This is a genomic window from Gracilibacillus orientalis (assembly GCF_900114645.1).
In the GTDB taxonomy this organism is placed as follows: domain Bacteria; phylum Bacillota; class Bacilli; order Bacillales; family Amphibacillaceae; genus Gracilibacillus; species Gracilibacillus orientalis.
In genome coordinates this window covers 145,434-167,825 of record NZ_FOTR01000001.1, presented here as the reverse complement: position 1 = coordinate 167,825, position 22,392 = coordinate 145,434, and the positions used below count along the sequence as shown (strand labels likewise).

The 22,392-nt window shown below is 35.6% G+C and carries 22 protein-coding genes and 1 riboswitch; of the genes, 13 read left to right on the top strand and 9 right to left on the bottom strand.

What is annotated here, in order from left to right:
- Positions 1–147: 147 nt before the first annotated feature.
- From BM121_RS00780 to BM121_RS00770, 3 genes are all read right to left on the bottom strand, one after another.
- On the bottom strand, positions 148–1,215 hold the full coding sequence (locus BM121_RS00780) for an LCP family protein (RefSeq protein ID WP_091479703.1): 1,068 nt from the start codon (positions 1,213–1,215) through the stop codon (positions 148–150).
- Positions 1,216–1,393: 178 nt separating this feature from the next.
- Entirely contained in the window at positions 1,394–2,800 is a 1,407-nt protein-coding gene (locus BM121_RS00775) for a glycosyltransferase family protein (protein ID WP_091479700.1), read from the bottom strand.
- Between the two features lie 409 nt (positions 2,801–3,209).
- Positions 3,210–3,710, bottom strand: coding sequence for a hypothetical protein (locus tag BM121_RS00770; protein WP_091479696.1), 501 nt, complete (start codon positions 3,708–3,710; stop codon positions 3,210–3,212).
- Between the two features lie 284 nt (positions 3,711–3,994).
- Between BM121_RS00770 and BM121_RS00765 the strand changes: the two genes are divergently transcribed.
- The 3 genes from BM121_RS00765 to BM121_RS00755 all read left to right on the top strand — a co-directional run bounded on the left by BM121_RS00765 (position 3,995) and on the right by BM121_RS00755 (position 6,094).
- Positions 3,995–4,498, top strand: a complete 504-nt coding sequence (locus BM121_RS00765; protein ID WP_091479692.1) for a DinB family protein — start codon at positions 3,995–3,997, stop codon at positions 4,496–4,498.
- 164 nt (positions 4,499–4,662) lie between these two features.
- A complete protein-coding gene (locus BM121_RS00760; RefSeq protein WP_342714366.1) occupies positions 4,663–5,400 on the top strand; it encodes a YqcI/YcgG family protein in 738 nt (245 codons plus the stop codon).
- Between the two features lie 217 nt (positions 5,401–5,617).
- Entirely contained in the window at positions 5,618–6,094 is a 477-nt protein-coding gene (locus BM121_RS00755) for a DinB family protein (protein ID WP_139220241.1), read from the top strand.
- Between the two features lie 58 nt (positions 6,095–6,152).
- Here the strand turns inward: BM121_RS00755 and BM121_RS00750 are convergent, their stop codons facing one another.
- Together BM121_RS00750 and BM121_RS00745 are read right to left on the bottom strand one after the other, a co-directional pair.
- A complete protein-coding gene (locus BM121_RS00750; RefSeq protein WP_091481205.1) occupies positions 6,153–6,335 on the bottom strand; it encodes a hypothetical protein in 183 nt (60 codons plus the stop codon).
- Between the two features lie 26 nt (positions 6,336–6,361).
- Positions 6,362–7,060, bottom strand: coding sequence for an NAD(P)H-dependent oxidoreductase (locus BM121_RS00745; protein WP_091479684.1), 699 nt, complete (start codon positions 7,058–7,060; stop codon positions 6,362–6,364).
- A 221-nt stretch (positions 7,061–7,281) separates the two neighbouring features.
- Between BM121_RS00745 and BM121_RS00740 the strand changes: the two genes are divergently transcribed.
- Both BM121_RS00740 and BM121_RS00735 read left to right on the top strand, forming a co-directional pair.
- Positions 7,282–8,139: a methyl-accepting chemotaxis protein gene (locus BM121_RS00740; protein ID WP_091479680.1), complete on the top strand. Its 858-nt coding sequence runs from the start codon at positions 7,282–7,284 to the stop codon at positions 8,137–8,139.
- An 11-nt stretch (positions 8,140–8,150) separates the two neighbouring features.
- Complete coding sequence (locus BM121_RS00735; protein WP_091479676.1) at positions 8,151–9,611, top strand: aldehyde dehydrogenase family protein; 1,461 nt, start codon at positions 8,151–8,153, stop codon at positions 9,609–9,611.
- Positions 9,612–9,672: 61 nt separating this feature from the next.
- Here BM121_RS00735 and BM121_RS00730 read toward each other — a convergent pair whose 3' ends face one another.
- The 3 genes from BM121_RS00730 to BM121_RS00720 all read right to left on the bottom strand — a co-directional run bounded on the left by BM121_RS00730 (position 9,673) and on the right by BM121_RS00720 (position 14,107).
- Positions 9,673–9,966, bottom strand: a complete 294-nt coding sequence (locus BM121_RS00730) for a hypothetical protein (protein WP_091479673.1) — start codon at positions 9,964–9,966, stop codon at positions 9,673–9,675.
- 362 nt (positions 9,967–10,328) lie between these two features.
- The gene (locus BM121_RS00725) at positions 10,329–12,365 is read right to left on the bottom strand and encodes an ABC transporter ATP-binding protein (protein ID WP_091479669.1); all 2,037 of its coding nucleotides are present in this window, start codon (positions 12,363–12,365) and stop codon (positions 10,329–10,331) included.
- Positions 12,365–14,107, bottom strand: coding sequence for an ABC transporter ATP-binding protein (locus tag BM121_RS00720; protein ID WP_091479666.1), 1,743 nt, complete (start codon positions 14,105–14,107; stop codon positions 12,365–12,367). The genes BM121_RS00725 and BM121_RS00720 overlap by 1 nt, the downstream gene beginning before the upstream one ends.
- A 564-nt stretch (positions 14,108–14,671) precedes the next feature.
- Between BM121_RS00720 and BM121_RS00715 the strand changes: the two genes are divergently transcribed.
- The 7 genes from BM121_RS00715 (at position 14,672) to BM121_RS00690 (ending at position 20,059) form a co-directional block, all read left to right on the top strand.
- The gene (locus BM121_RS00715) at positions 14,672–15,142 is read left to right on the top strand and encodes a MarR family winged helix-turn-helix transcriptional regulator (RefSeq protein WP_175495260.1); all 471 of its coding nucleotides are present in this window, start codon (positions 14,672–14,674) and stop codon (positions 15,140–15,142) included.
- An 87-nt stretch (positions 15,143–15,229) separates the two neighbouring features.
- Entirely contained in the window at positions 15,230–16,114 is an 885-nt protein-coding gene (locus BM121_RS00710; RefSeq protein ID WP_091479660.1) for a permease, read from the top strand.
- A 103-nt stretch (positions 16,115–16,217) separates the two neighbouring features.
- Positions 16,218–16,373, top strand: a complete 156-nt coding sequence (locus tag BM121_RS21875; protein ID WP_175495259.1) for a hypothetical protein — start codon at positions 16,218–16,220, stop codon at positions 16,371–16,373.
- Positions 16,374–16,717: 344 nt separating this feature from the next.
- Positions 16,718–17,281 (top strand): dihydrofolate reductase family protein, encoded by a 564-nt coding sequence (locus tag BM121_RS00705; RefSeq protein WP_091479656.1) that lies wholly within the window; start codon positions 16,718–16,720, stop codon positions 17,279–17,281.
- Positions 17,278–17,847, top strand: coding sequence for a dihydrofolate reductase family protein (locus BM121_RS00700; RefSeq protein ID WP_091479654.1), 570 nt, complete (start codon positions 17,278–17,280; stop codon positions 17,845–17,847). The genes BM121_RS00705 and BM121_RS00700 overlap by 4 nt, the downstream gene beginning before the upstream one ends.
- A gap of 103 nt (positions 17,848–17,950) precedes the next feature.
- A riboswitch (purine riboswitch) is annotated at positions 17,951–18,052 on the top strand.
- Between the two features lie 118 nt (positions 18,053–18,170).
- Complete coding sequence (locus tag BM121_RS00695) at positions 18,171–18,761, top strand: xanthine phosphoribosyltransferase (protein WP_091479652.1); 591 nt, start codon at positions 18,171–18,173, stop codon at positions 18,759–18,761.
- Positions 18,758–20,059 (top strand): nucleobase:cation symporter-2 family protein, encoded by a 1,302-nt coding sequence (locus BM121_RS00690; protein WP_091479649.1) that lies wholly within the window; start codon positions 18,758–18,760, stop codon positions 20,057–20,059. Before BM121_RS00695 ends, BM121_RS00690 begins: the two co-directional genes overlap by 4 nt.
- A gap of 224 nt (positions 20,060–20,283) precedes the next feature.
- On the opposite strand, the gene BM121_RS00685 is transcribed toward BM121_RS00690, so the two are convergent.
- Entirely contained in the window at positions 20,284–21,096 is an 813-nt protein-coding gene (locus tag BM121_RS00685; RefSeq protein ID WP_091479646.1) for an ATP-grasp domain-containing protein, read from the bottom strand.
- A 163-nt stretch (positions 21,097–21,259) separates the two neighbouring features.
- On the opposite strand from BM121_RS00685, the gene BM121_RS00680 reads away from it, so the two are divergent.
- Positions 21,260–22,375 carry a PQQ-dependent sugar dehydrogenase gene (locus tag BM121_RS00680; RefSeq protein ID WP_091479642.1) on the top strand — a complete coding sequence of 372 codons (1,116 nt, stop codon included), beginning with the start codon at positions 21,260–21,262 and terminating at the stop codon, positions 22,373–22,375.
- The last annotated feature ends 17 nt before the right edge of the window (positions 22,376–22,392 follow it).

Here is a 22,392-nt window from a genome sequence, read left to right as displayed (position 1 = left end):
AGATCATTAAGAAAAAAGAGATAGAGAGACTTCGATCGGTGGGGGTTTTACGGACGGATTCACACCGTGATTAAAAGCCTTGTTGTTAAGTGACGCGTAAACAACAAGGCTTTTTTGTATTGTATATGAGCATTTTAAAATTAATCGTTATTCAGCTTCGGTATTCTGATCTTGATTAGCAGAATTATCCACTTTATTATCTTGTGTTAATTCTAGTTCCTGTTTCAATTGTTGAGATGCTGTATTTATTGCCCCTTCTGAAGGAACAAAATAGTAAATTCCACCTACTTTTTGATTTCCACCTTCAATTTCATAGGTTTCAATGTTAGAAGAATCCATTGAGGAGTATGCGTTTTGCAAACTAAAAATCTCTGATGGGCTTAAGCTTGTCGTTACATTTTCGCCTAAAATATCTGTAATTTCTCCCACTTTAAAAAGAGTATTTGCTGAAATAGCTTCATCAATGGATGCCTGAATAAATTGACGCTGTCTTTCATCACGAGAATAGATGCTGTTTACTTCACGCTTTCTCATTCGAACAAATGCCAAGGCTTCTTTACCATTTAATTTGCTTTCACCTTTTTCAAAGTAGATCTTGTCTTCACCTTCATAGAAGTTCTTTTCCCAGAACGGTTCTTTGATATCAACATTAACACCACCAAGTGCATTGACAATATCTCTAAACCCGTCAAAATTGACGGTGACATATTCATCAATAGGGATATCCAACAATTCCTCTACTTTTTCAACAGTAAGTTTATCTTCACCATAGCCGCTTATGGAGCCATAAGTGTACGATGCATTTATTTTATGAAAACCTGCATATTGTTGTCCAGCCTCTTCTGCTGAATATTCAATCCTTGTGTCACGTGGAACGGATGTCATGGTCAGTTTATTTGTATTGGGGTTAACTGTCACCACAATTTGTGTATCTGCACGACCATTTTCACCGTCTGTTTCGTAATCTTCCACACCAATTAATAAAATGGAGAATGGATCATCACCAATCTTAACATCATTTTCTCTGAGTTCTGATTTACCCTCTGGACGATCTATTTCTACATGGGAGTCTTTAGATGCATCATAAACGTTCACAAATAAGTAAATACCATAGGCTATTACGGAGATAAAGATCAATACAATAATCCATAATATTCGCTTTTTCCATTTGTTTGTTTTTTTTCTATTCTTTCGATCTGTTCTAAGTTCACTCAAAGTAAATACCTCACCTTTATTGTCTATTATTCTATTAGAATTTTTTGTCGATAAAAAGCATCTCACTCTTATATGACGAATTACCAATATAAAAGTTACAGGTATTTCTTCATTTAGTCAAATAATAACGGATTATTTTGAATATCACCAGTTACGAATTAGGTAATATAATATATAACTATTTCGAAAGTCTGTTTATCAAGTGAATGAGCCGCTCACCAGAAGGATTTTCATGGATATAACTTTTGGATAGAAATTCAGCAACTGTTTTGGTTGTATATAAATGTAAATCTTCATTTTTATAAAAATCAGAGACTAATGTAGATAATTGCTTAGGATCAGATTGTACAAGTTTTCCCAGCTTATCATAATAATCCGTGTGACCAGGAAAAGATTCATTTAAAATGAATACTGGTTTTTTTGCTAGAATAGCCTCTAAAGCTACTGTGGAAGCATAAGAAACAACCAGATCTGATATGCTAAAGAGATCATAGTGGTGATACCCTTTAGAAGCATAGACAAATGAATGGGTGTCTAGAAGAGGATGCCCCTTTTTATATTTAAAGTCCTTGATGATCACATTTACTTCATCCTTAATAGTTAAATGGTCAAGGAATGTTGCCCATTCTTTAAAGAGAAGTTGACCTCGAATAATCAGTAAAATGGTTTTCTTAGTTGGATCAATTCCAAGGTTTTGTTTTATTTCTTCTTGTCCTTCCTTTGGTGCTTGGTTGATCATATCAAATCTAGGATGCCCAATGATTTCTAAACCATCTTTATTTACGCCGTTCTTTTGATACCAATCCATTTCAAACGGTCCATAAACGGCATCGATGTCTGCAATTTTTGGTATATAACCGAATTCACTGGAGATGATACCATGCTGCATACAAATAGTCGGAATACCATATCCAGCTGCAACAAAAACTAATGTACGACTTTGTGGATAATGAGTGGAAGGGACAATGACAGTGGAGATTGGCACTTTCCTAAATAAATTCCCTGCTTCTTCAATACGGTTGACTGTCGTGGCTATTTGCATCAATACCCTTTTTCTAAAGGTGCTATCATGATAGACCAGATGGTTAGGATACTTGGATAAAATTTTCTGTGTTCTCTTCTTCAGTTTATCTATTGGCTCCGTCAAATCTCTTTTATATCTGTTAAAGTTTTGTATTGAATAGCCTTTTAAATCAACAAGATATTGTTTTCCCTTCTTTTGACTACTAGTATCTTGCATGATCAGTGTTTTGTGTTTATCAAAATAATGATAAAAGATGTGATTGGGAAATCGCAAAAGGTCATATACATCATGTAAGAGTATTTTACCACTATCATTTTTCTTTAAAGGTCTTTGTATAGTGGCTTTTTCCATATAGAATTTCTGCTGAATATCTGATAAGTCGATTAACTTATTCTTATGAGATGCAGGGTCATGTAAGGACTTGATCAATTGTTTATTTTCTCTGATTAAACTGTCATAGTGGAAAAGATAAGCTAAATGGTACCCTTTGTATTCTAATTCTGCAAAGTCATCAAGAAAGTCGCAGTAAACAGACCAGTAGTTTTTTTCATAAATATTCATTCTTAAACTCCTTCATTAATACCATGATATTTACTTCTATTTATATTCGGAAAAATAAATGCAGTGAGAAATGAGTTTTCAGTATCTAATGTTTTTTCTAGTAAGAATAACTATACAAATTCCTGGTTACCATAAGATTAGTATCAAAGTAGTACTTTCAATCGGAGGGATTCAAATGTCTAAACAGCGAAAAGAAAAACCTAATTATGCTCCTACAAATCCAGATAAGAAAATACCTGATGAACAAAAAAGAGGGAAAGCCAAATCTCCTTCGCGAGGCAATTCTTTGTAAAGTAGAATGTATAATAACTTTAATGAAATGTTAATTTAAAAAACAGGTTATAGTTCGAAGAAAAACACACCATCGTATGTTTAGTGTGTTTTTTCTCTGTTCCATTCAAATAGAATGTTAGCTTTTATTTAAAACAAGATGTTTGTAGTACTTTATAAAACCAACAAACATAAAAATAGAGCCAATAATGTTATAGGCTACACGGAATCCGTGAACAATTAAGAATTCTCGTGCTGTTTGTATAAGGAAGTCAATAGAATGAACTGCTGTTCCCTCCATAAACATGATTTCGTTACGTGGCCATTCGAAAATCATGGAAGTTGCTCCTTCCAAAACAATCATTAGCATGCTTAACAATATCCAATAACGAGCTGGTTTAACTTTCCATGACAAGATGACAGCCAATATTCCAGTGGAAATACTAGCCATTCCTAAAGGGGGAAAATAAGTGTGCGGACTAGCTACTGCCATGAATTCCATACTTACCTCCAATGATTCAGGAATATTATAGAAGATATTTGGATAGACCATGAAGGTGTCCAGTAAGATACTCCCCAACATAATCCATTGAATCCACAGGTGTGCAAGTATAGCTATAAAGGCTATCTTTTTCATCATAATTAAAACTCCTTCTATTTAAATTTCAACTCAGCATCAAGTGTATTTTGATTCTGAAACTATTATATTTAGAGAATCTTAATTCCCTATTAGGTAATTCTTAACTAGTTCTTAAATGTTTTAGGGAATAAGATTTCTATTAAATACACTGATAAAAAGAATAAACACTAAATAATAAGTTGTAGAGGCTGAAAGCAAGATACTTGAAATATAGGGAACGTTTGTTCTATGATGTATTTATGATAGAACTTCTTATCAAAATATGGATGGTGGAGGTATTATACATGTATGTAACGATTGCCGACTTTATTAAAGAATGGAAACGGGAAGCAATGCTTACTCAAAAGGTTTTGGATGGATTGACGGATGAGTCGCTAAAACAACAAATTTATCCAGAAGGTCGTACATTGGGAAGAATTACATGGCATTTAACAATAACTATTCCAGACTATTTAGCTAATTTCGGGTTAGAGATAGACAAAGTAGAAAAGGCAGAAAGTGTCCCAACTTCAGCCAAGGAAATAGTTGAAACCTTCCAAACTGTAAGTTCTTATGCATCTCAAGTCATCGAACAACAATGGACAGATGAATCTTTAGAGAAAGTGCAAGATGCATTTGGAAGAGAAGAAACAAATGCTCAAATTCTAATGGGACTAATCAAACACATTGCACATCATCGTGGACAAGCAACAGTTCTTATGCGTCAAGCAGGAATAAAACCTTTTGGAGTATATGGACCACCGAAAGAAGATTGGATTGATTTAGGCGTGGAAAATCCACCGCTTTAATTTTATGTTAAGTTGGCGTTCATTAATGAATAAAGGGAACATCGCTATTGCTTTCCCGTTATTTTTTTAGCAAAATTAGATAGGTAGCACCTCCGCTAAAGCCCATTTCACTTAAACATCCACCCACATATTGTTTTGGTGAATATGATGTAAGAGGGCGTGAGGTGATTATTTTGAACAAATTGTACAACAAAGATCTAGCGAAGCAAAACTCGCTTGATCACTGGAAACAAACAATCCTTGAACAATTTAAAGAAAAAATGTCAAATAAAGAACAATCATTTCCCTGTATTCCAGCAACAATAGGCTATGCTTTAAATCAACTGCGTTTTGGATTTGTGGGCGATCCAACAGAAGAAAAAACGATTCAAGAGCTTGCTGAATTGTTAAATATTTATTCGGAACACTCAAGGCAACTTGGAAAGTACACGTCATTGATCGTATTTTATAAAATACCAGAGGATATGATGGAAACATATACAGTTGAACAATATGAACAGTTATTTTGGGAGCAACTTAGTAATCTGAAGGCTTATGATAATGAAGAATGGTCAAGTGAAATTCCGACAGATCCACATCATCACATGTGGGAATTTAGTTTTCATGGTGAAAGGTACTTTATGTATTGTGCAACCCCGTCCCATCTAAAACGAAACAGTAGATCTTTTCCTACATTTATGTTAGCCATTACTCCTAGGTGGGTGTTTCAAAATTTTAACGATTCTAGTCACGCAGAAAAAATAAAACAGCAAGTGAGAAAAAGAATAGAAAATTATGATTCGGTCACTATTCACCCAGAACTAAAACGATATGGAGCAGACGATAATTTTGAGTGGAAGCAATATTTTTTGCGGGATGATAATCAAACTTTATCTAAATGTCCATTTCATTCTAAAAAGTAAATGCTTAGATTTTATCTTCGCATTTACTTTTTTTGTTTGGAATCATTATAATTCTGGCTAACTTGACAAATAAAAGGATGCATGTAAAGTAACTATTATATATAAAACTATCATGATGTAGGTTAAGCATAATTATTCGATATAAGGAAATGAGGAATTTAAAGTGAACAGACCAACAAAAAATGAATATGCCGACAAATATGCATCTTATGTGGAAATGGTTCCAGAAGGCCAAATTATGGATATATTAGAGAAGCAAAGAAAGGATATATTACAGCGACTGAGCAATTTAACAGAAGCACAGGCTGAATTTCGCTATGCACCTGGAAAATGGAGTATTAAAGAAGTAATCGGACATTTAGCTGATACAGAGCGTTATATGACTTACCGCCTTTTTTGTATAGCACGTGGGGAAAAAGCACAGTTGCCTGGTCATGATCAGGATGAATTTGTCAAAGAAGCCATGTTTGAAAGTTATCCTGTTATAACTCTTATAGAAGATTATGTATCCGTTCGAAACTCTACCGTTCAATTACTAAAAAACTTACGAAATGATGTCTGGATTAATTGGGGGGATGCCAACGGTTGCCCGGTAACCGTACGAGCACTGGCATTTATTATTGCAGGTCATGAACTTCACCATGTAAAAATTCTAACAGAGCGCTATTTTCAAGATAATGATTTTCCTGCTTAAAAAGCGGAGGATAAAAAAACTATCCATTTATAAATAAATGGATAGTTTTCCTGTTTTTTCATTCACTCCATTTTCTTGGACTCCAAATTGTTCCTTCCATTTCGCCTTCCATTTGTTCGATTCGTTTTGCTTGCTCTTTAATGATATCCTGAGTAGCTTTCATCAAAGTACGTTGATTGTAATGATCGCTTTTGTCCAATATATGTTGTAATTGTTGAATGATCCATTCATTTTCTTCCATCACTTTTTATCCTCCTATTCAGAAAATTACTCTAGAAACATATCGTCTAACACCATTTTTAGTTCGTCTATTTGATCTCGATTTTCTTGAACTCGCTCAATTGCAAACTTAATAATTTCACTATCGGCAGTTTCCAGGTTAGATTGTGAAACTTGCCGCAGTTGATCTATCAGCCAATTTTCCCTGTTAGCTAAACTAATATCTCTTTCCATTTTGAGCATCTGCCAATACCTGATTAAGGTATCCATTTTCTGTTTTTCTTCCATATAAAAAAATTGGAATACGGATAGTGGCCTAAGATAAATCATTCCTAGTTTATTAGCCATTGCTTGAAATGGCTTGGTGAGTTCACTAATCGTAAATAGTTCCTCACCCCCAGCTTGGTATTCCCTTTCAGCTACTCCTATCATCAAAACTAAGCCAAATTCCTTTCCAGCAAGTGGCTTCCTTCTTGTTCCATACGCAAAACCTTCACCCAAAACTTCATCTTGCCATTTCTTTATAAGGGGTGTTGTACTATACCAATAAAAAGGAAACTGGAAAATAATCCGATCGTGTTGTCTTAATAATTCCTGTTCCTTCGCTACATTTATATGGCTATCTGGGTACAGATTTTCTAAATGGTGAATGGTTATATCGTCTTGATTTTTAATGGAACTTAAAAAATACTGTTGACTGCTGGACTCGATCATGTCGGGATGAGATATGATTAATAATGTTGTCACTTGTACTCTCCTTTCTATATCCATAATCTACTTTACTTATGTATTCTTTTATCACGGTGCTAACCGTCTGTAAAGCCCCCACCTAACACCCTAATAAGATCAGTGGAGGCTAAAACTCCTACTGATCATAGTCTCACTTTATTATCCAAAAACATTCATCTACTTAATGATTTACAAAATTATCCGATAATAATAGTGTAGGAGTATAAAGGAGGAATAAAATGGAAGTAAACATAGAACAGTATCATCCGATATTACAAGCGTTTATCAGAGTAGGTCCTTTTCTGCAAACACTCATAAATGACGATATAACTATAGGGATTTATGATGCAGAAAAGTTAATTATTAACTATCCTGCTCAAAATTTTTCTCTCAATGTTCAACCAGGTGATCCATTAATGGATGGCGACATTGTGACACAAGCTATTAGAGAGAATAAAAATCAAGCAGCTGCTGTTCCACCTGAATTATTTGGTGTTCATTTAATTGCTAGGGCAATCCCTTTACGTGATGAAGAAGGTAATGTAATTGGTGGGATCGGAGTTGGACAAAGTATTGCGGATGCACAAAAATTAAATGAAACATCAAGTAATCTATCGACAGTGATGGATGAGGTGACAAATACAGTGGAAGATATGGCAGAAGCAATTAATACACTTTCCACTGATATTCATCAGGTTTCCGACAGAGCCAATACTGTAAGTAATAGTGCAGAAACAATTGAAAAGATGTCCAATGTTGTGAAAGAAATTGCAGAGCAAAGTAACTTATTAGGACTTAATGCAGCTATAGAGTCTGCTCGTGCTGGTGAGCATGGTAAAGGCTTTGCAGTGGTGGCAGATGAAATTAGAAAAATGGCAAATAACTCGAAAGAACAAGTGAATGAAATTCAATCGATAACGAACGAGATAAAAGATGCTATAGGTAATCTAAATGAACGTATTCAAAATGTAAATGAGCAATCTGATTCACAAGCAGCTTCTATTCAAGAACTAACCGCAACAATGGAGGAAGTTAATTCCAATGTTCAAGTATTGGCAAATCTTGCAGAAAAGAACGTAGCAGTAAAAGCAAACTAGGAGGCTTTATTGTGTTTAATTTTCAAAACTTACATAGTCAATATATCGATGGTATTTGGAGAGAAGGAGATAGCAGCCTTCAGATGGAAAATAAAAACCCTTTTAATGGGGAAACCTTGGCAAGCTATCAAGCAGCGAACATAAAAGATATTGATAGAGCATATCAAGCAACTAAGAAAGCACAAAAAGACTGGGAAGTAATAAGCCCAACTGTGCAACGTGAAATTTTAGAAAAAGTGGTTTATGTTATAGAAGAAAATCATGAAGCAATCGCTCAAATTATTACCAAAGAAATTGGTGGCACTCGATTAAAAGCTGAATTTGAAATAGGACTAGTGAAGAATATGTTGAAAGAAGTGGCAACTTTTCCATTACGGATGGAAGGGAAAATTCTCCCATCCGTTACTGAAGGTAAGGAAAATAGAGTGTACCGTGTGCCAGTAGGCGTTGTTGGTGTCATCAGCCCATTCAATTTTCCATTCTTTTTATCTATGAAATCTGTTGCTCCAGCTTTAGCAGCAGGAAATGGAGTGGTACTGAAACCACATGAACATACCGTAATTACTGGAGGGACGATGATCGCGAAAATCTTTGAAGAAGCAGGATTACCTAAAGGATTATTAAATGTGGTAACGACAGAGATATCAGAAATCGGTGATGCATTTGTGGAACATCCTATTCCCAAATCAATCTCCTTTACTGGTTCTACCCAAGTTGGTCGTCATATAGGTAGTGTTGCTGGTAGACATTTGAAAGAAGTACATTTGGAATTAGGTGGTAATAGTGCTTTAATCGTACTTGATGACGCAGATATCGATTTAGCGGTTAGTGCTGCGGTATTTAGCCGTTTTACACATCAAGGACAAATCTGCATGTCAGCTAATCGCATTATTATCCATGAAACGATTTATGATAACTTTGTGGAGAAATTCTTAGCAAAGGTTTCTGAGTTAACATGTGGAGATCCGAGTGATGAAAAGACAATTATCGGACCACTTATTAACGAAAAGCAAGTCGAAACTACTTCTAAATTAATTGAAGCTGGTATCAATGAGGGTGCTAATCCTTTAATTAAAGGAGAAATTCGAGGCAATGTTGTAGAACCGGTTGTTTTCGGTAATGTTACAAAAAACATGAAAATTGCCAAAGAAGAGATATTTGCACCAGTTGTTAGTTTAATAAAAGCGGCTAGTGATCAAGAAATAATTGAAATCGTTAATGACACGACATATGGGTTAAGTGGTGCAGTCCACACAGAAAACATCGAAAGAGGAGCACAACTTGCCAAACAAATGGAAACAGGCATGATTCACATTAATGATGGTACGATTAATGATGAACCAAACGTAGCTTTCGGAGGTATGAAAAACTCAGGTGTTGGACGATTAAATGGTGAATGGAGTTTAGACGCTTTTACGACAACAAAGTGGATTTCGATTCAACATAATCGAAAACAGTTTCCTTATTCTTAGCAAGAAGTAAAAGATCGGGCAGGTTTTGCCCGGTCTTTTAACATGTTTTGTTAGTGTGAAATTATTTTTCGGGTTGAAGAATCGTTCTTTGTAATGGTACCCCACCCATGCTGACATTTCTTTCTATGAACATGTATTTTTTTCCATCGATAATAAACCTTCTATCACCTTTGTATTCAACATCTTTACCTTCACTTTCTAGCTTTTTTTGAATAGCTGATATATATTCACTGTAATTGATGTAACGATCATCCAAATCAATGATGATGTTTCCTTTTTTATAGCCCATTAACCAATTAAATAAGAGAAAAAGCCCTATGATCATTATTATTGGAATAATATAATAAAAGTACATGGAACCCCTCCTAGTATTGCTTACGAAAACCTTAAGGTATTGGTTTCATGATTTCTAAATCTAATGAAAAACATGGAAGTAACTATGAAAAAAGCCGTGAAAAATGGCAAGATAGTAATGTATTCTTTGTCTTTAACAGTATCGAAAACAAATTAGTCGAGCCATTTTCTAACATCTTACCAAGATCTGAATTTACCGCGACCGAACGAACATCAAACCGATTGAGCCAAAACGTTTTGCTATTACCAAGAAGCAAGTGTTTCTTCATCAAAAATGATAATTATATAAAGCTATGAAAAAGCCCCGTTAATGACATGTTAAGCGGGGCTTACTTTATTAAACAAAACTATGACGTTACTTGCTTATATTGCTGGAACTTTGTTGCTAGCTCCTTGCTGCATTTTATACATTTGATGATAGCTGCCACGTTGCTGAAGAAGTTCGTGGTGTGTTCCTTTTTCAATGATTTTTCCTCGTTCAAGCACAATGATCTGGTTTGCGTGTTGAATAGTAGATAACCGGTGTGCGATTACTAGCATTGTACGTCCTTTTGCTAGAACTTTCATTGCCTCTTGGATTAGCACTTCTGTTTCGGTGTCGATATTAGCAGTAGCTTCATCTAATATTAAGATCGCAGGATCAAATGCTAATGCTCTGGCAAACGATAGTAACTGGCGTTGCCCAGTTGAAAATTGACTGCCATTTTCCCCAACAGGTTCATCGTATTGTTTGGGTAACTTTTCAATGAATCGATCGGCGCCTACTGCTTTTAGTGCAACTATTGCTTTTTCTCTCGAAATAGCAGGGTCGTTCAACGTAATATTGGAAAGTACTGTTCCAGTAAAAATAAAAGGATCCTGCAGTACAATACCGATATGATGGCGAACCTGTTGTCGACTAAGTGTCGATGTTTCAATCTCGTCGATTTTGATCGTACCTTTTTGGGGATCATAGAATCTAAATAATAAATTCATGACGGAACTTTTACCTGAACCGGTATGACCGACAAATGCAGCGGTTTGACCTCGTTTCACACGAAAGCTGACATTGTTTAAAATATAGTCATCATCTTGATAAGCAAAGCTTACATTGTCAAAAAGCACGTCACCTTGAATTCTTTTCATCTCCAGTTTTTCGATCTTTTCACCTTCCTCATCTAGCAATTCAAAAACTCTGGCACCAGCCACTCTTGCTTGCTCTAATTGTGGCAACTGATTCACGATTTGTGATACGGGTTCAAATAAGCGGGTGAGATAATCAACGAATGCATATAAAACACCAGCTGTTATCATACTTTCTCCTGATAAAGCATTAGAACCAAAAAACCAGATAAAACCGACAAAAGCAACTCCGCGTAGTGCATTAACTAGATTGAAAGAAGTTAATGCAGATAGAACAATCATTTTCTTTTGGTAAATATAATGACGTGTATTTAATTGTTCAAATTCTCCCTGTGTTTCCTTTGTTCTACGGAAGGCTTGGATAATAGGCATTCCTTGAATGGATTCATTGATCGATGCATTAATCTCACTATTGGTGGAGCGAATAACTCGATTATACTTTCCGGCATATTTCTTAAAAAGTTTCATCCATACAAACAAAAGCGGTACCAGGATTAAACAGATGGTGGCTAAGGTTGCATTCAATAAGAAGAGAGCGACAAAGATACCTGTCATATATATAAAACCATTTACGAAGGTTTCGAGCACCTTTACATATAATTCTTTGATCGCTTCTGTATCATTAGTAATCCTTGCTACAATCTTTCCGGCAGGTCTTTTAACAAAATAATTGATCGGCAGTTCTTCCACTCGTTCAAATACATCATTTCGCATCCGCTGAATAATTTTATTGGCAGATACTTGCAATAAATAAGTTTTTAAATATTGAAAGACCGAAGCAATCAGTATTAGTGCTAAGTATAATCCGAGTAATAAGGCGATTGGATGGATTTCAGGCTGAAAAAAAACATAAAGGTCACCAACATTCAATTGCTCACCGTACACTTGCTCGGTTGTATTGTTATAACTAATCTTGATAGAATCACCATTTATAGATTGGACCGAACTATTGGGAGGGACTTCCTTATTAATCAAATAATAATTTTTCTCTGATTGCAAAAGGGTATGATGACCGATGATGCGATCTTCTTCTGTCATGCGATCCGCTCGTTTCAGATAGGTCCCATTTAATTCCACTGTATCTGCATCATTTTTATCTTCTACTTGGGCCCAATTAGTCTGGATACCAACAATATGATTATCAATTACCCTTTTGGCGATAAAAGGTCCGGTAAGCTCTAATCCAACTGCAACGATCAAACAAAGCAACCCAATGATAATAAATTTCTTACTTGTTAACGCATATTGAAATAGTCTCTTTTCTGTAGAAGGTTTCATTACTTCACCTCACTTTCCATTTGCTGAATGTTGAATTGTTCTTTATACCATCCATTATGGTGCATTAATTCTTCATGTGTACCACGCTCTACTATCTGTCCATCTTCTAAGACAATAATTTGATCTGCATGTTTAACTGCTGAGAGTCTGTGAGCAGCTATTAAAGTTGTTTTTCCTTGGCGTTCTTTTCTTAAGTGAGTAATGATGTTTGCTTCCGTTTTGCCATCTACAGCGGATAATGAATCGTCTAAAATTAAAATTTCAGGATCCATTAGTAACGCTCTGGCTAAAGATACTCTCTGTTTTTGCCCACCAGATAATGTAACACCACTTTCGCCAACTAATGTTTCTAATCCCTTCGGAAGAGATTCAATATCCTCTTTTAAAGATGCAGATTCTAAGATATGATTGATTTCTTCCATTGATATCTCGCCACACCCAAATAAGAGGTTCTCTTTTACTGTTTTTGAGAAAAGTACATGCTCTTGTGGTACATATCCAATCCAGCTTCTTGTGGTATTCAATGTAAAACGATCGATCGGAATATCACTAATGGTGAGCTTTCCTTCTGGTGGCACATACTCTCTGAGTAATTGTTTGAAAAGTGTAGTTTTTCCTGCACCTGTCCTGCCAACAATACCGATTGTTTCCCCCCTGTGTATTGAGAGATCAATGGCTTTTAGTTGTTTTCCAACAGCTTCAGGATACGTGAATTCCACATTTTGGAATCGAATGTGCTCAGGTTGTTTAACGAAATCCGGTTTTGTTGGGTCTTCAACATCGGGTTGTTGTGTGAGTACATTATCAACACGATCAATCGAAGCATTACCACGCTGCATCACATTGATTAATTCACCAATTGCAAACATTGGCCAAATCAGCATTCCTAAATACACATTAAAAGCTACAAGATCTCCAAGTGAAATCCGATTTTCAAACACCATTATTGCCCCGTAACCTAAGCCAATCGTATAGGAAATTCCCACTAACACTTTGATGGTAGGTTCAAAGTATGCTTCCATTTTGGCAACTGCTTTATTTTTTTGAAACACTTCTTCTGTCATTCCAGAAAATCGCCCGAGATCCTGATTTTCCTGTACAAAAGCACGTGTTACACGGACTCCACGTACGGATTCTAACGTATAATTGTTAAGTTCACTAAAGGCAGATTGTGCTGCAGCAAAACGTGCATGAATTATGTTTCCGTACTTATGAACGATAAATGCCATAATCGGCATGGGAATCAAAGCAGCAAGCGTTAGTTGCCAGCTGATCGTAAAGCCCATCATCAGGATAATGAATAACATAAAAACGGTAGAATCCACTAAAGTAAGAATACCGAAACCGGCGGTCATCATAATTGCCTTTAAATCATTGGTTGAACGTGCCATTAAGTCTCCTGTGCGATTGTTACTATAAAATCTGGGACTCATCTTGAGAAAATGACTCATTAAATTGGAACGCATTTTTCTTTCCAACAATAAGGAACCGCTAAATAGGTTGTAATCCCAAAGAAACATAATCGCATAACTGATGATAATTAAAATTATAAAAATAACAATAATCTCAGTTAATCGTGCTGCTGACAGTTCATTATATTGAATGGCATCAATTGTCATCCCTACTAGTTTTGGTGGGATTAAGTCAATAAAATTGACGATTATTAATGCAGTAATTGCAATAGTATATCGCATCCATTGTTCTTTAAAGAACCAAGATAATTTGTTAAAAACGGAAAACATTTTTTAATCCCCTTTCTACATATCTCTTTTTTAAGGCGCTATCCGCCATTCATCCTTTTTATTTTTTTTGCTGATCGCTGAACCTTCATTTTTATCATTATTTTTCCTCCTTTGTATTATTTTGCATTGAATTAAGATACAAAAAAAGCGTATACGTTCATGACGTATACGCTAAAAAAGAATACACTTTTAGCAAGTTATGCTGCCATCTTAAAATAATAGCAACAAAAAAGATCACGAACGAATCCGTGATCCTTCCATTATTTATTGAATTGTGGCAATAAACGTTACATAATAGTAGCTTTCGATTCGAAGGAAGGCACGGCATTATCATTATTCAATTGTTGTAAGATAACTAGGTTAATGTTCATATGTTTACTGTTCATTTGTGCCGCACCTCCTTTTATTGTAATTTTTTTCAATGCTCAATAATTATATATTCAAAAAATTCAGACGTCAATAGAAATTACGAAATTTTTCCAGTTTAAAGAAAAAATAATATAATCAAAACTATATAGTTGCAAAACACAACTAATTATCATATACTGCAAACAGGTGATGAAAATGGATAAAAGTAGTAACAGAAAACAAGATATTCAAGAAATGCGTCATTTGTTTGTGATTCTTTCACGACAGTTCGGTATATTGCAAAAAGAAAGTTCCCAATGTTGTGGGGTCACAACGGTCCAAAGTCATATTCTTTATGAAATTAAGCATGGTTATCATATGACATTAAATGAATTAGCTCAAAGGCTCTGTTTGGACAACAGCACTACAAGTCGTCATGTCCATGGATTGGTGGAAAAAGAATATGTAGTCCGCTTACCACATCCTGAAGATCGGCGTTATGTCACGTTGGAATTATCAGAAAAGGGTAAGGTGTTAGAGGAAGAGATCACCGAAATGATGACAACAAGTATTATGGATATGTTCAAACAGTTACCAGAGAACAGAATGACTAGTATGAGCACGGAGATTAAAGAGCTAACAGAGATTATGCGGAAAAGTGATATGTGTTGTAATCCTCCATTCTAAAGGATGGAGGATATAAAAAAGATAATAATTGTAAAATACAATAGTTGCATTTACTGTTTGTTTATAAAATAAAGGTTGGTGGGAAAAATGGATAATTTTATATCATTTATTCAACAGTTCATTATTTTATTTTTAGAATTGACTTTATTGTTTATTGTGATCAGCTTTGTTGTGAGCTTGATTCAACAGAAAGTGACAGAAGAACAAATTAAGAATATTCTTCATCGACCAAATAAGTGGAGTGGCTACCTATATGGTACTGGTTTAGGAGCATTAACACCTTTTTGTTCTTGTTCGACAATTCCTATATTGGCAGGTTTATTATCTTCTAAGGCACCTTTTGGACCATCAATGTCGTTTTTAGTAGCATCACCATTGTTAAATCCGATGATCATCATCTTGTTGTGGTCATTTCTGGGGTGGAAAATAACGTTGTATTATTTTGTTATTGTCTGGATTTTTGCCATGGTACTTGGGTTTGTTTGGGAGAAATTAGGATTTTGGGCATTTGTTAAAGATGTTCGTGTAAGAAGGAAAGAATCGACAGAGAGTAAAACTTCTGTTTCGATATGGAGGCTGGCCCTACAGGATGCGTGGTCATTCTTTGTTCCAGTATTCCCGTTTCTTGTTTTAGGTGTATTTATTGGTGCTTTTATTTATAACTTTGTTCCCGAAACGTTCATTATCCAGATTGCTGGCAGTGACAAACCATGGACCATACCAGTCGCCTCTGTTATTGGTATCCCGATGTATATTCGTGCGGAAGTTATGCTACCAATCGGTGATGCGTTAATTAACAAAGGGATGGGAGTAGGAGCGGTGATTGCATTACTAATTGGAGGAGCCGGAGCAAGCTTGCCAGAGGTGGTCTTACTGAGTAAACTATTTAAACGTAAGTTAGTTATGGCATTTATGTTATCTGTTTTATTTGTTGCCATCTTAACTGGCTTTATCATTCAACTTATGCTTTAAGAGGATGTTCAAAGAGTCATCAAATGATAAGCGGCGAATCTCTTCGTTGACTTGTTTCTCATTCAGTAACTTTTTGAACACGTACTTCAAAGGAGGTGATAAAATGGCTGCAAAAAAGGGATTTAAAAATATATTTTCTTCATCCTCAGATGACTCATGCTGTGGTGTAGAGTTTGAGGAAGTTAAGCCTAGTCAGGATCAAGAGCAAAAAGAACAGAACCAAGACAATGCAAAGTCCGAAAATCAAAGTTGTTGTTAATTTGAAAAGGACAGTAAGACATCCAACTTTTTAACATGGATGAGAGAAGCCTATCATTACCCTTTTTTATAATGGGAGTGGTAGGCTTACTATCGTTCAATGATAGTATCGCATCCTTTATATTTCTATTAACCATAGCAAGATCAAAACTGTTACCTGTTATTCCGTATTGTTGATAGTGTTCCCTTATCAAAGCAACATCTAATAATAAAAACACCAAAGATTGAAGTGGAATCTTTGGTGTTTTTATTTGAATTAGAATAGTACATAATCGAGCAATACATAAGAAATTTTCATTTTGTAAATTTGATAGAATTGAGGAAAAATAGAAAAGGAGATTTATGATGAGAAAAGTAATCTATTCGCAAATGGTGTCTGTGGACGGTTTTATCGAAGATTCTAATGGAAGTATTGATTGGAGTAAACCAGATGAGGAAGTGTTTCAACATATTATCAACCAGGAAAAATCGTTTGATACACATCTTTATGGTCGTAAAACATATGAAAATATGGCTAGTCATTGGCCCTATGTGAGAGCTAATCCAGATAGTACTTCCTTGGACAAAAATTGGGCACGAATTTGGTTAGATAAGAAAAAGATCGTTTTCTCCAAAACGCTTGATAAAGCGGAATGGAACAGTAAAATAGTAAAAGATAACATCAAAGAGGAGATGGTTAAAGAAAAAGCATTGCCCGGTAAAAACTTGTCTCTTGGAGGGGCAACCATAGCACAAACTTTAATGGGATTGGATGTTATCGATGAATATTGGCTGTATGTTCACCCAGTTACCCTTGGATGTGGAAAGCCCATGTTTCAACAGCATATGACATTACAATTATCAGAAGCACGTTCTTTTCGCTCTGGAATCGTTTTATTGCGATACCAAAGGGGAGCAGAAATAAGATGAGGAAAATAATAAGTCAGATGATGATCACGGTTAATGGCTTGGTCGAGGGACCTAACCATGAGTTAGACTGGCATATAGTGGATGATGAATATGAACAGTACAATGATGAACTTTTTAGAAAAGTAGATACGTTATTATTTGGCAGAGTCACCTATCAGCATATGGAATCATTTTGGCAAACTTCTATTGCTTATGAGAAGTTTCCAGTCACAGCTGAAAGGACGAATCAATATGATAAAATTGTTTTCTCTAAAACGTTAGATCAAGTCAGCTGGCCAAATACCAGGTTGATTACTGGAAACGATTTTGAAAAACAGGTGAAGTTATTAAAACAACAAAACGGAAAAGATATGTTAGTGTTGGGCAGTTCAGAATTGGCAGCATCTTTAACGGAGTATGGACTTGTCGATGAATATCATCTGATCGTTAACCCGGTGGTATTGGATGGTGGTAAGAGGTTATGGCAAGGATTAAAGGGTTCCGTCACATTACACCTCATAGATAGCAAAGTATTCCAGTCGGGCAATGTGTTGTTACGTTATCATAATCCAAATGCTACAGTTTAATTACGAATGTTCTATTGAAATAAAAAGAAATAGTTCGTTATCTAACGGAGGATTCTTGAAAAACATCTTGAAAACAAGTTATAACATGTTACAATATAAAAATAATAATTTTATAATATTCACTCGTATAATAGTAGGGATAAGGCCTACAAGTTTCTACCAGATTACCGTAAATAATCTGACTATGAGTGAGCAATGACCGTTATGACTATTGAAAAATATTCCAATGACGAATAATACCCAAAGATCATTGCTCATCTCATCAGGTGAGTATCGATCTTTGGGTTTTTTATTGGGTTTATTTTAAAAAAGGGGTGACGATCATGGAAAAACTACAACAGACAATAATCGAAGAAGGGGTAGCTCTTTCAGATACGGTGTTAAAAGTGGATAAATTTCTTAATCATCAAATTGATCCACAATTAATGCAAGAGATTGGCAAAGAATTTGTGAAACGATTTAAAAATAAAAAAATCACAAAAATCGTTACACTAGAATCATCCGGTATAGCTCCTGCTGTCATGGCGGGATTAATCCTAGATGTTCCGGTTGTTTTTGCTCGAAAGAAAAAATCTTTAACTTTAAAGGACGGCCTCATCACTTCTACGGTTTATTCTTATACAAAACAGGAAACCAACGACATATCGATTTCGAAAAAATTTCTAAGTGAAGATGATCATGTATTAATTATTGATGATTTTCTTGCTAACGGACAAGCAGCATTAGCTCTAATTGATATCGTAGAAAAAACAAATGCAAAGGTAACAGGTATTGGAATTGTGATTGAAAAGGCATTTCAAGACGGTGGAGACATTTTACGAAGCAAAGGTTACCAGATAGAGTCGCTAGCACGCATAAAATCTCTGGAAAATGAAACGATTGAATTTATCAACGAGAAGGAGTATGCAAAATGAAAATAACAAAAGGAAAACTAGCATCATTAGGTTTACAGCATGTGTTAGCGATGTATGCAGGTGCGGTAATTGTCCCACTGATTGTAGGAGCGAGCATAGGTCTTACCAATGATCAGCTCACTTACTTGATTTCAATTGATATCTTAATGTGTGGGGTAGCTAGTATCCTGCAGGTTTGGAAGAATAGAATTACAGGGATTGGCTTACCAGTTGTTTTAGGGTGTACCTTTACAGCAGTTGGTCCGATCATTGCAATTGGGAATCAATATGGCATTACGTCTATTTACGGATCGATTCTCGTATCAGGTTTAGTTGTCGTATTAATCGCGAAATTCTTTAGTAAACTGATCAAGTTCTTTCCACCAGTCGTTACCGGTTCTGTGGTTACGATTATTGGGATCACCTTAATTCCAGTAGCAATGAATGATTTGGCTGGTGGAGAGGGAAGTGCTAATTTTGGAAGTTACACGAATTTAGGATTAGGTTTTGGAACATTGCTTGTCATTTTGTTAATCTTTCGTTTTGGTAAAGGCTTTGTTCAGGCTATTGCTATTTTACTTGGTATCTTATTAGGAACTGTAACGGCCTACTTTATGGGAATGGTTGATTTAAGCCCCGTAGCGGAAAGCACATGGCTGCATTTGCCAACTCCATTCCATTTTGGAACACCTGAATTTCATTTAACACCTATTTTGACAATGACGCTAGTAGCAATTGTAAGTCTAGTTGAATCAACTGGCGTATATTTTGCCCTAGGAGATATTTGTGATAAGAAATTAGAAGATAAAGATTTGGAAAAAGGTTATCGTGCAGAAGGTGTCGCAATTATTCTCGGTGGTATATTCAACTCTTTTCCTTATACTACCTTCTCACAAAATGTCGGCCTGATTCAATTATCAGGGGTGCGAACGAATAATGTTATTTACACGGCTGGAGTTATGTTAGTTTTACTTGGACTTGTACCAAAAATCGGTGCGTTAACGTTGGTTATCCCGAGTGCAGTTTTAGGAGGAGCAATGGTTGCCATGTTTGGTATGGTAATTGCTTATGGAATCAAAATGTTAAGTAATGTAGATTTCGCATCACAAGAAAATCTATTAATTGTTGCATGTTCTGTAGGAATGGGACTAGGTGTAACGGTAGTGCCAGAAATTTTTGCAGAATTGCCTGAAGGAATAACGATATTAACCGAAAGCGGAATTGTAATTGGGAGCTTAACAGCAATTTGTTTAAATATTATCTTTAATTTTAAAAAGACAGATAAAACTAATATGAACGACTCAGAAAAAGCAGCATAATGAAAGGCCAGCATACAAGTATTGGAATGCTGGCTTTTTATATATTATCAAAAAGTATTACTATAGTATTTTGAACTGTGGGCTTATTGCTTTAGTGAAGAAAATAAATTTAGGAGCGAGCAAGATTTGTTGAATAAATTAAGAAACAATAAATCTCCTAAGAACGAGCAAAGTTCTAACTCGACCATATTAACAGGCCGTGGTTTTTTTGCCCATTTATTGCTTTAAGAAATAACTTTTCCAGGTGAAGGAGATGTTGGGTGTGGCGGTACAAAATTTTTGGATATATAATCATGAATTGCTTGTGCAACGGTCATTTTTTGTTTTACCAAACCTTGATTTCCAAACAATACATTAAATTCCAAAATATAATATTTCCCATCACTTACTAGAATATCAAATCCAGCGTGATTAATGTTTAATAGATTGGCAACTTTTGAGACTAAGTCCAATGCTTTTTCCGGTATAAATTGATGACTAACCTCTCCGCCTTTTGCCACATTGTGAAGAAATTCTCCTTGCTGCCCAATACGCCAATAAGCGTCATAGATTTTATCACCAACAACACAAACGCGTAAATCCTTCCCGTCATTCGGCAAATATTCTTGGACATAGATTACCTCGTTGTTACGAGCATAATCTATAAATTGTGCATTATTTTCGATAAGGAATACCCCTTTACCCATCGAACTTTTTGCTTCTTTCGCAACAAAAGGGAAAGGGAAGGTCTCTAACACGTCTGCGATATTTCTATCAGTACTAGCCAAAATTTCTGTATAAGGAACATTCTCTTTCACAACAGCCCATAATGCACGGGTCATCTCTATTTTATTAGCACCGATTTGCATCGTTTCAATATTCGGGAAAATTTGCTTTTTCAACCCATAAACAAGGGTTGCCACTTGCCATGTTTCCGGAAACAGAATAATATCTGCTTCTTTAATGATATTGATCTCATTAAACATATGCTCTGGCTTAATATAGCGTACTCCCGGTATTCCAATCGTTCGAAAAGCATTAAAAGATACTAGTTTCATTTTTCATTTCTCCATATTTAGTTTTTCATTATTAATATTAGCATGAATTTTTTAAAAAGCTAGAGTTTTTTGGAATGACTAGATGATTCAGATCTTGGCATTAAAAGAGTTGAAAAGTTAGTATGGTACTTAAGAACTCGAATTTCTTTAAAGGAGTGAAATAATGCTGAGTAGAGGACAGAGTGTTTTGTTACTTATTCTATTTTTCGCCACTGCCTGCTCCACAGATGAACAACCAAAATCAATAGACGAACAGCCAAGCAACTCTAGTGAACTAGGAAATAAAGACCAATCAGAAATTATTGATGCTTCAGAAGAGCAGGAAGTGATTGCGGAAGACCTCAACGTTCCATGGGCCATTGAAAAAATAGAGGATACTTTTTATCTGACGGAAAGACCGGGAAATATTGTGAAGATTGAAAATGGAGAAGTAGAAAGACAATCTGTTGAGCTTGAAAAGGAGCTTGCCACAGCTGCAGAAGCGGGTCTGTTAGGTTTTGCACTTGATCAGGATTTCTCTGAATCCAATCTAGCATACGCTTATTATACATATCGTGATGATACAGGGCAATTTAATCGGATTGTAACACTTCGTTTAGATGGTAATATATGGACGGAGGAAGAATTGCTTCTCGATAAAATTCCAAGTGGTTCTTATCATCATGGCGGTAGATTAAAGATCGGTCCTGATGATAAACTTTATGCCACAGCTGGAGATGCATCTGATGCTGATATTGCACAGAATAATGAATCATTAGGTGGCAAAATTCTAAGAATGAACCTCGATGGTTCGATCCCTTCCGATAATCCTTTTGAAGATTCTTATGTTTATAGCCTTGGTCATCGTAATCCTCAAGGCATAACCTGGGCGGAAGATGGAACATTATATGCAAGTGAACATGGGAATAGTGCGAATGATGAAGTAAATCAAATCGAAGCTGGTCAGAACTATGGTTGGCCGATCATTGAAGGGAAGAAAGAGCAAGAAGGTATGATCACACCACTATTTACCTCAGGAGCAGATACAACGTGGGCACCATCTGGCATCGATTATCATAGGAGTAAATTATACGTAGCAGCTTTGAGAGGGACAGCATTACTAGAATTCGACCTTGAAACAGGGGACCAAAGCGAGGTTATTTCAGATCTTGGCAGAATACGGGATGTAGTAATCGATGAGGAAATTTTATATTTTATTACGAATAATACCGATGGACGCGGTAATCCGGAAGATGCTGATGACAAACTTTATAAAATTTCACTTTCGGATCTAAACTGAAAATATACTTTTAAAAA

Bases quoted from the DNA above. Each gene is read 5' to 3' on its own strand.
- BM121_RS00770 (WP_091479696.1), bottom strand. From the start codon at position 3,710: ATGATGAAAAAGATAGCCTTTATAGCTATACTTGCACACCTGTGGATT.
- BM121_RS00775 (WP_091479700.1), bottom strand. From the start codon at position 2,800: ATGAATATTTATGAAAAAAACTACTGGTCTGTTTACTGCGACTTTCTT.
- BM121_RS00705 (WP_091479656.1), top strand. From the start codon at position 16,718: ATGAGAAAAGTAATCTATTCGCAAATGGTGTCTGTGGACGGTTTTATC.
- BM121_RS00755 (WP_139220241.1), top strand. From the start codon at position 5,618: ATGGTTCCAGAAGGCCAAATTATGGATATATTAGAGAAGCAAAGAAAG.
- BM121_RS00740 (WP_091479680.1), top strand. From the start codon at position 7,282: ATGGAAGTAAACATAGAACAGTATCATCCGATATTACAAGCGTTTATC.
- BM121_RS00715 (WP_175495260.1), top strand. From the start codon at position 14,672: ATGGATAAAAGTAGTAACAGAAAACAAGATATTCAAGAAATGCGTCAT.
- BM121_RS00680 (WP_091479642.1), top strand. From the start codon at position 21,260: ATGCTGAGTAGAGGACAGAGTGTTTTGTTACTTATTCTATTTTTCGCC.
- BM121_RS00700 (WP_091479654.1), top strand. From the start codon at position 17,278: ATGAGGAAAATAATAAGTCAGATGATGATCACGGTTAATGGCTTGGTC.
- BM121_RS21875 (WP_175495259.1), top strand. From the start codon at position 16,218: ATGGCTGCAAAAAAGGGATTTAAAAATATATTTTCTTCATCCTCAGAT.
- BM121_RS00750 (WP_091481205.1), bottom strand. From the start codon at position 6,335: ATGGAAGAAAATGAATGGATCATTCAACAATTACAACATATATTGGAC.
- BM121_RS00685 (WP_091479646.1), bottom strand. From the start codon at position 21,096: ATGAAACTAGTATCTTTTAATGCTTTTCGAACGATTGGAATACCGGGA.
- BM121_RS00710 (WP_091479660.1), top strand. From the start codon at position 15,230: ATGGATAATTTTATATCATTTATTCAACAGTTCATTATTTTATTTTTA.
- BM121_RS00765 (WP_091479692.1), top strand. From the start codon at position 3,995: ATGTATGTAACGATTGCCGACTTTATTAAAGAATGGAAACGGGAAGCA.
- BM121_RS00725 (WP_091479669.1), bottom strand. From the start codon at position 12,365: ATGAAACCTTCTACAGAAAAGAGACTATTTCAATATGCGTTAACAAGT.
- BM121_RS00720 (WP_091479666.1), bottom strand. From the start codon at position 14,107: ATGTTTTCCGTTTTTAACAAATTATCTTGGTTCTTTAAAGAACAATGG.
- BM121_RS00690 (WP_091479649.1), top strand. From the start codon at position 18,758: ATGAAAATAACAAAAGGAAAACTAGCATCATTAGGTTTACAGCATGTG.
- BM121_RS00695 (WP_091479652.1), top strand. From the start codon at position 18,171: ATGGAAAAACTACAACAGACAATAATCGAAGAAGGGGTAGCTCTTTCA.
- BM121_RS00730 (WP_091479673.1), bottom strand. From the start codon at position 9,966: ATGTACTTTTATTATATTATTCCAATAATAATGATCATAGGGCTTTTT.